Source organism: Acinetobacter sp. YH12235 (assembly GCF_013417705.1).
GTDB lineage: Bacteria > Pseudomonadota > Gammaproteobacteria > Pseudomonadales > Moraxellaceae > Acinetobacter.
In genome coordinates this window covers 1-11,610 of sequence record NZ_VPDL01000006.1, presented here as the reverse complement: position 1 = coordinate 11,610, position 11,610 = coordinate 1, and the positions used below count along the sequence as shown (strand labels likewise).

Here is an 11,610-nt window from a genome sequence, read left to right as displayed (position 1 = left end):
TTCATCGAATCATTTTCGCGCCAAAACAGGGAGATTAATTCAATTCATGCACCAATAAAGCAAATTTCATGCCAACTTAAGGAGCAAAAATCAAAACAACACAAATGACAAAGATTTAGCCTACAAAAGGAAAATTATGATTATTTATGGTGCGTATTTTTTGCACCAAAAGCGCACATTTATAATAAAGATAAAGTGTCCGTGCGCTATTTTAGACCGGCCTAGTTAAATGGATCACTAATCTCGTTTTCTTGAGGTCGAGAATTGCCATTTGATGAGCGCGGACTTCCTTCGACATGACTTTGAGATTTCTGTACATCCACTACATTACCTTCCTGATCACGTCGAACAATCGTGGTACTCGTGGTGCTTTCTTTAGGGGTGACCACAGGTGCTGAAGGTTGAGCTTTCAGTCTTATCTGTACGGATTCATCGACTTTCGGTAAAGGTACATTTTTCAACTGAATTTCATAAAGTTTTTGATTACTTGCCAGTTCTTCCGAACCCATACTGTTGACTAGACTGGCATATTGTTGCATGGCCACAACTTTAGGCTGGACGGATTTAGGCAGATTCAGATTGAGCACTGATAAAGCCTGTTGAGCTTCTGCTGCGGTTTTATACAGACCATATAACAATACATATTGTTCAGGCTGGTTCTCACCCGAAAGCCTTAAATAAACAAAAGGCTTACGATCCTGCTGCTTTTTCAGGAAGGTTTTTAGAATGGCTTCATTACCTACACGAAATAGCTCAATCGCATGCTGTTTCTTTACTTCACCAATATATTTGGTTCCGCGGAATTCAGGCTCATGACTAACATTGACAACAATCCGAGTATTGAGAGCAAGAGGCTTAACCTCATCAGAAAGTGCACCAAGATGGGTCATTGAGGCCACTTTTTCTGGTTGAATCTGTAATTCAACTTCCGTTTCCGGCTTCTTCTCTACTTCTATAACTTCATCTTTATCAGTAATAGCCCAAAAAACCAAGGCAGCAAATAGACAGCATACGCCACAGACCAGCCAGAAATAATGCTGAATCTTTTGCCAAGGGGTACGTAATGCTGTCATAAAAATTTAAACCTATGCCTGATGAGCTAAAATCGCCTGTTGCATCAACTCGACATCAAAGTCTCGAGTAATGACCGCTTTTCCAAGTTGCTGCAATAATACAAGACGAAGCTGCCCATTTAAAACTTTCTTGTCGTGAGCCATGTAAGCCAGGAAATCGTCAAGTGGGATTTTAGGACAAACAATAGGTAATTGCGCACGAGAAATGATTTTTTTTGTACGCTCAAGGTCTTCTAATGAAATCCAGCCCATGCGATGGGATAAATCTGCTGCCATCACCATACCGGTTGCTACCGCTTCTCCGTGCAGCCACTCACCATAACCCAGATAAGACTCAATCGCATGACCGAATGTATGACCGAGATTAAGTAAAGCACGCTCACCCTGCTCTTTTTCATCATTGGCTACAATATGAGCTTTATGTGCACAAGAACGATAAACCGCTTCGGCCAGCAATTGCTCATCACGGGCAATAAGACCTTCCATATTGGCTTCTAACCAGACCAGAAAATCTTCATCTCCGAGTAAGGCATATTTGATCACCTCAGCCAGGCCCGCAGATAGCTCACGATCTGGTAAAGTTGACAGCTGTGACATATCTGCCAACACCACTTGTGGCTGCTGGAAAGCACCAATCATGTTTTTACCCAGTGGATGATTAATGCCGGTTTTACCCCCAACACTGGAATCTACTTGAGACAGCAACGTCGTTGGCACCTGAATAAAATATACTCCACGCTGGAAACAGGCAGAAGCAAAGCCGGCCATATCTCCAATAACACCACCACCGAGTGCCAGAACCGTACTGTCTCGGTTAAAGCCTGCCTCAAGCAATGCATCAAAAATTAGGTTTAGATGCTCAATATTTTTGTATTTCTCGCCATCCGGTAAAATACAGGTCGCCACAGTTTTACCCAAATTTTCCAATGCAGCCTTATAGCGATCCAGATAGAGTGGTGCCACCGTATCATTACTGACAACCATCACCTGTTTGCCATGAATATAAGGCTCAAGCAACTCCTGAGGATTCAAGTTACTGCCAATAAAAATGGGGTAACGGCGTTCACCGAGTTCGACATATAAGGTTTTCATGAGGGGATAACCACTTTTTCAACTGAACTTATTTTTTTGGAAGGATGAGATTCAGAATACGCTGCGCCAGATCTCGTGCAGCTCCCTGATTGGTCTCAATGATGTAATGTGCGACTTCCCGGTACAACGGGTCCCGTACTGCAAGCAGATCTCTGAGTTTCTGTTCAGGATTTTCGACTTGTAACAAGGGACGGTTTTTGTCGCGATAGGTTCGCTGAAGCTGAATTTCAACTGGAGTGTAAAGATAAACAACGATGCCTCGCTGCTTTAAATAATCCCGATTAGGAGCCTGAGTAATTGCACCACCACCAGTCGCAAGTACCAGCTGTGGACGTGAGGTTAACTCATCAATTACAACAGTTTCACGATGACGAAAACCCTTTTCACCCTCTTTTTCGAAGATCCAGGGAATTGTAGCTCCTGTTTTCCGCTCAATTTCATGATCGCTGTCCAGAAATTCTCGTCCTAACAGTTCTGCTAAATGTCGTCCTACTGTTGTTTTACCGGCCCCCATCGGCCCTACCAAATAGATATTTGGCAGGGTTTCAAACTCTTTGCTTGGCAAGGAGTCACCTATTCATTTTGTTAAATTCAAAATATATTAATGATTTCTTGAAACACTGTCATTAACAATTCGAGGCGTAACAAAAATCAGTAACTCACGCTTGTTATCTGATTTTACATCTTTACGGAATAAACGACCTAAATAAGGTAGATCACCCAGGAAAGGCACCTTAGTCTGTTGGTTTGAAGTTTCCTGTTCAAAAATACCGCCCAGCACTACAGTTTCACCATCATTTACCAATGCACTCGTGTTAACAAAGTTTTTATTAATAGCAATATTTCCATCAGGTGTTACCTGACCGGCTGAATCACTATTTATATCTAGAGTCATTTGTATTTTACCATCGGGAGTAATACTTGGAGTAACTTCTAGGCTTAATAATGCATCTTTAAATTCTGTAGTTGCTTGCCCATCAGATCCTGTTGATCTATATGGAATTTGTTGACCAGAAGCCACTTTAGCTTTTTGCTTATCTCCTGTAAGTACTTTTGGCGTAGAAATCACTTCACCATAACCATCCGCTTGAAGTGCAGAGAGCTCCAGATCTAACATAAAGTCTGATAGGCTAATTAAGCCGAAAGCAATTCGGCCAGCTGGATTCGTTACTCCCAAATCTACATTCAAATTATCTGGTCTTTGAATCTCATAATTCCAGCGACCCGTTTGAGTATCTAATTCAGGCTCTCTAAGATTCCAAAGAGTTGTATCACTCCCACCTACTAATAAGTGATTATTATTAGTAACCCCTTGAGATATAACTCCCCATTTTACTCCCATTTCTTTGGTAAAATCAGTAGATGCTCGTACAATACGTGCTTCAACCATCACTTGTTTGACTTGAACATCAAGCAAGTCGACCATACTACGAATTTTATCAATAAACGGTTGAGTATCATTCACGATTAATGTATTGGTACGAGCATCAATAGATACAGAACCACGTGAACTTAATAAACTTTCTTTATCTTCATCATTAGAATTATTGGAAGAGTTATTCGAGGAGTTAGAAGAGTTCTGGGCTGATTTATTTTGTGTAATCAGTTTTTCAATATCTGCCGCCTTCGCATAACTAAGTTGCATATATTCTGTTTGGATTGGAGCTAGTTTAGTACTTTGCTTTAAAGCCTTAGCTTCCTCTTCTTCAGCCTTAATCAACTCTGTAACTGGCGCAATCCAGATGACATTACCATTACGACGCTTATCTAGATTTTTGGTTTTTAATACAATATCTAAAGCCTGATCCCAAGGCACTTCCTTAAGGCGTAAGGTAATATTACCCTGTACGCTATCTGCAGCAACCATATTGATATCGGTAAAATCGGCTAATAACTGTAGAACTCGACGGACTTCAATATCCTGAAAATCTAGAGAAATCTTCTTGCCTGTATAAGCGACTGATTTAGGACGTAAAGGCCCTTTAACTTCTGGACGCTTCAAACTAATGGTCAGCTTATTATCTGTCTGGAAAGCCATATATTCATAGCTTTCCGCAGACTGAATGGTAATTACGCCTGATCCATTCTGGTTGATTGCATCTACCGTTGAAACAGGCGTGGCAAAATCATTCACATTCAAACGTCGGGTCAAATGTGCCGGAATCTTGGAGCCCAGAGTCCGCACAATCACTTTGGTTCCCTGCTGCTGTACATCGACTGGTGTGTTCTGACTTGCCAGATCAATTACCACCAGTCCTTCACCTTGCGCACCCCGCTGGAAACCAATATTAGTAATCCCCTGAGCGACCTGCTGTTGTACAGGCTGAGCAATAGCGACTGGAGTGGCAGAATTAATTTTTAAAATAAAGGTATTGCCTTCCACACGCGTCGTAAATGCACCTGCATTAGCAAGATTCACTGTCAAACGAGAACGCTGTGCATCCGAGCTAACATCCACTGAACTAGCTTCAGCAGTTGCGACTGGAATACTAGACTGTTTTAGATTTTGTTGTGCCTCATTAAAATCCAGAATCAGGCGTGATGGAGATTCAAGCTGATAAGCTTGAGGCTGAGGTGGCAGACCGTTAAACATCACTCGGATTTCAGTTCCTTGTCCAGGAATCTGCATTGGCACCACATTGGTCATTGAAACTTGCGCACTCGCTGCTTGCATCACAGCAATCGCGACAGCCCCCATAGAAAACTGACGAAACACATGATTCATTGTATTAGCATCCCCAAAAATAAATTCTTTAATACTCTTATTCATTTTTATTCCTTAAAACTTATGGCGCTGGCCCAATCAAAACCAGACTTCGTGGACGTTCCACATATCCCTCACGGCCATCTGGAATAATCTCAATCAAGTCAATCTGTGTCGGCGTAATTCTCGTTACACGACCGTGATTAAGTCCCATATAGCTGCCACGTTGTATCCGTTCAATTTCCCCATCAGGCGTTTGAATTAGAGCCAGAATCTGCCCCGCCTGATTCCGCATACTGCCCTTCATACTTAAGGTTTCCAGTGGGTAACTCTCTAAGGGCTGTAATTGGCGTGACAAGTTTGGATAAACCCGCTTACCCGCCATAATTTTCAATTCAGCTGCTAAAGAGCTTGGCAGGAAAGGACTTTTCAGCTGATGAGCTGCGTAATTAAACATTTCTGTCGGAATAAAATCTGGTGCCGGCTCAATTGGTAATGGCGGTTGATTACGAATATTGGCCATTTCCTGATTGACTGCATCAATTCTTGATTCGCAACCCACCAATAAAAATCCGAGCGTTAAAGCTGAAGTAATTTTAATAATATTCATTACTGAGCTCCCTGCGTATCAGTTGTAGCCGGAGTAGATGAAGCATCTGCATTACCTACATACCGATAGGTTTTCGCTTTTACCACATAATCAATGACAGGAATTTCAGATTTCTTTTCTTTATTTTCAGTTCCTGTAATGGTGAAGTCATGCAGCGTAACAATACGCGAAAGCCCTGCAATACTGCTCACAAAAGAACCAAAGGCATGATAATCCCCAGTGGCTTCAATCGCGATTGGCTGTTCAATAAAGAATTCCTGCTTGATTTCAGGTTCAAGACGAATATTCTTGAATTTCAGTCCGGAGTTCACTCCACTCAGGTTAATGTCTTCAACCAGGCCTGGAATTTCAGTTTCTTTCGGCAATTGTTCCAATTGCTGATTAAAACGTGCTTCCATCTCCTGTAACTGAATCTGATACTGCTGTAAATTACGCAGCTTGGATTCCTTTTCCCGGAATTCATTTAACAGGTTTTGCTCTTGAGCACTGGCTTGTGAAATCGCTTCTATCTTGCCGCGAATAAACCCGAAATATCCCAGCATAAAAACCAGAATAACAATAAAGATCCAGCAGGTAATTTTGACTGATAATGGCCAGCTACCATAATTATTTGGATCTAGTGTATTGAATTGTTGAAAGAATTTTTCAACTGTCATTTTTTTTCTAGGAACAGCCACTACGTCTTGGCTTAATTCATCGAATTCGTCATTACTCATGATGATGCCTCCGCTGTAGTTGTGGCTGGCATTTGTCCTTCTTTAAGTGTTGGCTCAGCGATTTGATCCAGATCAACCGTGACCGTAAAGCTGCCATAAGATTCTTCTACTCGAGGAATCACTGAGGATGGCGCTTTATCTTTTGGTTCTTCAGCAACCAGGAAAGCATTCATAAATGCATTACGATACCAAGTAGAAGCTTCCAGATTACGTAGCAATTCAGCCACTGTATTTGGACTTTCTGCCTTACCTTCAATAGTGAATTTATCGCCAGTACGCTGAAATTTTGTAATGTACATATTGCTTGGTGTGACCCGTACAATTTCATCAATCAGGTGAACTGCGATCGGTCGTTGGGTCTGTAAACCCTGAATCAGCTTCATACGTTCAACAATTGCATTACGCTGGTCTTGTAAACCATCCAATGCTTTCAGCTGTACATCCAGATTCTGGTTAGTACTGACCACCAGCTGGTTGGCCTGTTCCTGATCCTGAAGTTTTTGATCGTAATAGAACCAGGTTGAACCTGCTGCTGCCAATCCTAGAAAAAGTGCCCCTGCGCAAATCGCTACAAATTCATTATTTCTTTTAATTCTTAGCTCATCGCGCCAAGGGAGTAAGTTAATCTTTGCCATTAATCAAAACTCCTCAATGCCAAACCACATGCAACCATGAGTGAGGACGCGTCATTTTCAATTTTTTTAATATCAATTTGAGGAGAAAAGCCCATTTGCAGGAATGGATTGGCAATCGTGACCCGGTAGCCGAGTTTTTGCTGTAATAGTTTTGCCAGACCTGGAATATTGGCATTCCCCCCTGCCAATAAAATATGGTCAATCTCGTTAAACTGAGATGAAGAGAAGAAGAACTGTAATGAACGCGCTGCCTGCTGCACGACTGCATCCAGGAAAGGTTCCAGCACTTCGATGTCATAATCATCCGGTAAGGCACGGGTTTTTTTAGCACGCCCTGCTTCCTCAAAAGACAATCCATAACGGTTCTGGATTTCCTGAGTCAGCTGTTTGCCACCAAAAACCTGCTCACGGGTATAAATGATCTTGTTATTTTGCATGACGGATAAGGTCGTCATACTATGACCAATATCCAGGATCCCGACAGTATTTACCCCCATCGGTAAGGTATCCGAAAACACCTTGAATGCATTTTCTAATGCAAAACTTTCGACATCTGCAATTTTTGGATTGAGGTTGGCAATTTGCAGTACTTCAGAACGCGCTTCAACATTTTCGATTCGGGTCGCTACTAACAGGACATTGACCCGGTTCGGATTGGTTAAACGGTCTGGCAGAACTTCAAAGTCCAGACTGGCTTCATCAAGTGGGAAAGGAATATATTGTTCGGCATCTTCACGAATCTGAATTTCACGTTCATCATCCGACATATCGGCATCCATTTCGATGATCTTGGTGATGACCATAGAAGTTGGAATCGCAAAGGCTGACTGACTGGACTGGGTATTGGCCAAATTAATCGCACGCCCCAACGCATCACCCACCGCTTCTGGATTTAAAATATTTTTTTCAACGACACTACTTTCTGGTAATGGGACTAAAGCATAACTTTCTACCCAGTACCGACCGTTCTTTACAGAGAGCTCTAAAACTTTAACAGAAGTCGAACTAATATCGACTCCTATTAACCCCTTATTTGGCTTACGATATAACCTGCGCACAATACAATTCCTATTATTTTTTTATCCCCAATAAAAACAAACTCACCAATCTGTGCCGGCCTATAATTTTATACAGATACAATAACTCATCTAACAATATGTATATCTAAAGGATATACTGACCGGTAATTAGTTTGCCATTAGCTCTTATTAAAACTTACTTGTTATGAAAAAGCTATCTTGTTCAGGCCTTGTTCATCCATTTTTTTTGATCATTATCATTATTTTGATCTCAATTCCGATGGGTTTCTATGGCATGTATCTCTATATTGCCCCATCTTTGCCTGAAATGTCTACGCTTAAAAAGGCACCTTTATTAAAGCCTTTACAAGTTTTTAGCTCAGATAATGAGCTCATTGCAGAGTATGGTGGCAAGCTTTCTGTTCCTGTGAATTATGAACAGATTCCGAAAGAATTTATTCACGCCTTCCTCGCTGCAGAAGATTCCAGTTTCTTCGAACACAGCGGGATCAGCTTTAAAGGCTTAGGACGTGCAGTCAGTGAAACTATTACCGGCTCTGATGTACAGACTGGTGGTTCGACCATTACCATGCAGGTCGCCAAAAACTACTATTTAAGTCCCGAACGTACTTTAAAGCGTAAGCTGACTGAAATTTTCCTGGCACGTAAAATAGAACAGAATTTAAGTAAAGAAGAAATTCTGACTTTATATGTCAATAAAATTTTCTTGGGGAAAAATGCTTACGGCATTGCGGCAGCAGCGAAAATCTATTACAACAAAAGTTTAGATGAGCTTTCGATTGCGCAAATGGCAATGATTGCTGGCCTACCTAAAGCACCTTCTCGTTATAATCCGGTGGCCAACCCTAAACGTGCATTAGAACGCCGTAACTGGATTTTAGGTCGCATGCTGCAATTGGGGTATCTGAATCAAAGCCAATATCAGGAAGCCATTGCTGAACCGATTAACCTGGATATGCCTGACCGCAGTACGCGTAACAAATTTCCCTACGTCGGTGAAATGGTTCGCTCCGAACTAGTAGAAAATTTTGGTGAACAGGCCATAGATTCAGGTTATAAAGTCTACACGACGATCCATAGTGAACGTCAGGCTTATGCTGAACAGGCGGTACAGGACGGTTTAGAAGCTTATGATCGTCGTCATGGCTGGCGAGGTGCCGAAGCTCATGATCAGCCCCTGCAAAATTTCCGTGTCTATGCCAACACTTACCCTGCTGAAGTGACCAAGGTCAATAATAATAGCTTTGAAGCATTGATGCAGGATGGTACAACCGTAACTGTGCCTTGGTCAGGCATGTCCTGGGCCCGTCCTTATCGTAGTGCAGATAGTGTAGGTGCTGCACCAAGCAGAGCTTCACAGATTGTTAAAGTTAAAGATATTGTTCGTTTAAGACCTAACGAGAATAAAAGTTCCTGGGCACTGGTACAAACGCCTCAGGTACAGGGCCAATTAATTGCCTTGAACCCGAATAATGGTGCGATTGAAGCCATTGTCGGTGGTTATAATTTTTATCAATCCAAATTTAACCGTGCGACTCAAGGCTGGCGTCAGCCGGGTTCAACTATTAAACCCTTCGTTTACGCTCTGGCTTTAGAACGTGGTATGACTCCACACACCATGGTCAATGATGCACCGATTACTATTGGTAAATGGAGTCCGCGTAATTCGGATGGCCGTTATTTAGGGATGATTCCTTTACGTCGTGCTTTATATCTGTCACGTAACACGGTTTCAGTACGCCTATTACAAACTGTTGGTATTGAGCGTACACGTCAGTTATTTATGGATTTTGGCTTGCAGGATAACCAGATTCCACGGAACTATACCATTGCTCTAGGTACACCTCAGGTTTTACCAATCCAAATGGCTACTGGTTATGCTACGTTCGCCAATGGCGGTTATCGGATTCAGCCACATTTTATTACGCGGATCGAAGATGCCTATGGCAAGACCATTTTTGAGGCTAAGCCTGAATATGCCTGCATCTCGTGTATTAATGCTCAGGAAGAAAGTCCTCAACCAACAGCCGCACTCACTCCTGATGATGAAGCAATTGAAATCAATAACAAGACCCTAGCGCAAAAACCAGAGACACCAAAAATCTCGGCTGAAGACAGTAATTACCGTCAGGCAGAACGTATTTTAAAATCTAGTTCTGCTTATGATATGGCCAATATCCTGCGTGATGTGATTCAGCATGGTACAGGACGTGCTGCTTTAAGAATTGGTCGTAGCGATATTGGGGGTAAAACCGGTACCACCAATGATGCCAAAGATGCCTGGTTTGCAGGTTTTAATGGCAAACTGGTCACCGTTGCCTGGGTCGGTTTCGACCAGCCAAAAACTTTAGGTCGCCGTGAATACGGTGGCGTGGCAGCCTTACCAATCTGGACCGACTTTATGGGTAATGCCTTAAAAGGTACACCAGAAGCTTGGGTTCGCCTGGATCGTAATGCTAAAGCACCTATTAACCGTAATAAAGTAGTGCAAGGTGAGCAGGAACAGCATGATCCGTCTTCTCCACCTTTAGCGACGCCTCTGTATCGCCCTGCCCCCGTTGTAGCACCTAAGCGACAAAGCAATGATTTTGAAGATTTGCCTGATCAGGAAATCCGCATACCGGATGATGAAAGAGTGGCGCCAAGAGACCAGCCACTACAACCAAATCGGGTGGTGGATCCTTTGGAAAACTTGATTGAAGAACTTGAATAATCTGAACCAATAAAAAATCCCTCAATAATGAGGGATTTTTTATTTCTAAATAACCGATTTACTTCTTCTGAAATACATAAATCTGGAATTGGGCCATTAAATTGAATTGATCCTGCTGCTCAAGTGCCAAACGGCGTTCAGGTTTGGCTTTATAAGCATAGGGAGTCATAGCAATCAGGTTTTTTAAATCCGCTTGAGGCAAAGTCATTGGCGCATCAATCACCTGTTCACTTACCAGATTAAATACATCCTGCAACTGTTCAACAAATTTCTGTGGCTCGTGTGCTTTCACTTCCTCAAATAAGGCTTCACGCATCGCGTACAAATGTTGTGGTGCAGGCGTCACTACCATCAAATAAGATTTTGGCTTTAATACCCGCAAGATTTCCTGTTTCGGAATCGGGCTAAATAAGCTGGTACAGAGATCAATGAATTGATCCAATACCGGCAAGGTTGCCCCTGTCCCTACCACCCAGGTAATTTCTTTATTCAGTTTAGCTGCAACCTGAACTGCATTTTTGGCAATATCTACGCCGACACATTGCATGACTTCAGCCTGCATGGCATTGGTGTAATAGCCTTCGCCACAACCAATATCGAGCAGATTTTCAATCCGCAGCTCACGGATTTTCTTAACCACAGCCTGTTGCAGAGGTGCATAGTGACCTGCACTCAGAAATGCACGGCGTGCCTGCACAGATTCAGGCGTATCACCTGGATTTTTACTATGTTTATGCTGCACCACATGCAAATTCACATAACCCTGCTTGGCTATATCATAGCTATGCTGATTGTCACAGCGCCATGTACGTTCATTTAAGCGTAACTGCTCACGACAAACAGGACACATCAGTAGGTTCATTTTTTAATTTCTCCAAAACAAAAAAGCCGGCATGCGCCTAATGCCAGTCAGTTAAGCAAATTTTAGTAAAATGTAGTAAAAAAGAGTGTATGTAAATACGCTCATTTTTTTATGTCTTTATCTGAACATTTAGAATCCACTCTTGAACATTCTCTCCCATCACTC

Annotated in this window: 10 protein-coding genes; 1 reads left to right on the top strand and 9 read right to left on the bottom strand. The window is 42.3% G+C overall.

The genetic code is table 11. From position 1 onward, the window contains the following. Nucleotides 1-221 precede the first annotated feature (221 nt). The 8 genes from FTV13_RS04420 to FTV13_RS04385 form a co-directional block, all read right to left on the bottom strand. Nucleotides 222-1,073, bottom strand: coding sequence for a hypothetical protein (locus tag FTV13_RS04420; protein WP_180011137.1), 852 nt, complete (start codon nucleotides 1,071-1,073; stop codon nucleotides 222-224). Nucleotides 1,074-1,085: 12 nt separating this feature from the next. Next, entirely contained in the window at nucleotides 1,086-2,165 is a 1,080-nt protein-coding gene (gene aroB, locus FTV13_RS04415; RefSeq protein WP_180011136.1) for a 3-dehydroquinate synthase, read from the bottom strand. 28 nt (nucleotides 2,166-2,193) lie between these two features. Beyond that, nucleotides 2,194-2,730 (bottom strand): shikimate kinase AroK, encoded by a 537-nt coding sequence (aroK, locus tag FTV13_RS04410; protein WP_005233593.1) that lies wholly within the window; start codon nucleotides 2,728-2,730, stop codon nucleotides 2,194-2,196. A 36-nt stretch (nucleotides 2,731-2,766) separates the two neighbouring features. Continuing rightward, complete coding sequence (gene pilQ / locus FTV13_RS04405) at nucleotides 2,767-4,890, bottom strand: type IV pilus secretin PilQ (protein ID WP_373687236.1); 2,124 nt, start codon at nucleotides 4,888-4,890, stop codon at nucleotides 2,767-2,769. A gap of 61 nt (nucleotides 4,891-4,951) precedes the next feature. Then, nucleotides 4,952-5,479, bottom strand: coding sequence for a pilus assembly protein PilP (locus FTV13_RS04400; protein ID WP_034169727.1), 528 nt, complete (start codon nucleotides 5,477-5,479; stop codon nucleotides 4,952-4,954). Further along, entirely contained in the window at nucleotides 5,479-6,195 is a 717-nt protein-coding gene (locus FTV13_RS04395; RefSeq protein WP_005233587.1) for a type 4a pilus biogenesis protein PilO, read from the bottom strand. Before FTV13_RS04395 ends, FTV13_RS04400 begins: the two co-directional genes overlap by 1 nt. Then, nucleotides 6,192-6,830, bottom strand: coding sequence for a PilN domain-containing protein (locus tag FTV13_RS04390; protein WP_180011134.1), 639 nt, complete (start codon nucleotides 6,828-6,830; stop codon nucleotides 6,192-6,194). Before FTV13_RS04390 ends, FTV13_RS04395 begins: the two co-directional genes overlap by 4 nt. Next, a complete protein-coding gene (locus FTV13_RS04385) occupies nucleotides 6,830-7,888 on the bottom strand; it encodes a pilus assembly protein PilM (protein ID WP_180002742.1) in 1,059 nt (352 codons plus the stop codon). The genes FTV13_RS04390 and FTV13_RS04385 overlap by 1 nt, the downstream gene beginning before the upstream one ends. A 166-nt stretch (nucleotides 7,889-8,054) precedes the next feature. Here FTV13_RS04385 and ponA point away from each other — a divergent pair, with 166 nt between their 5' ends. Continuing rightward, the gene (gene ponA, locus FTV13_RS04380; RefSeq protein WP_180011133.1) at nucleotides 8,055-10,583 is read left to right on the top strand and encodes a penicillin-binding protein PBP1a; all 2,529 of its coding nucleotides are present in this window, start codon (nucleotides 8,055-8,057) and stop codon (nucleotides 10,581-10,583) included. A gap of 58 nt (nucleotides 10,584-10,641) precedes the next feature. On the opposite strand, the gene FTV13_RS04375 is transcribed toward ponA, so the two are convergent. Further along, nucleotides 10,642-11,445: a putative RNA methyltransferase gene (locus tag FTV13_RS04375; protein ID WP_180011132.1), complete on the bottom strand. Its 804-nt coding sequence runs from the start codon at nucleotides 11,443-11,445 to the stop codon at nucleotides 10,642-10,644. Nucleotides 11,446-11,610: the final 165 nt, after the last annotated feature.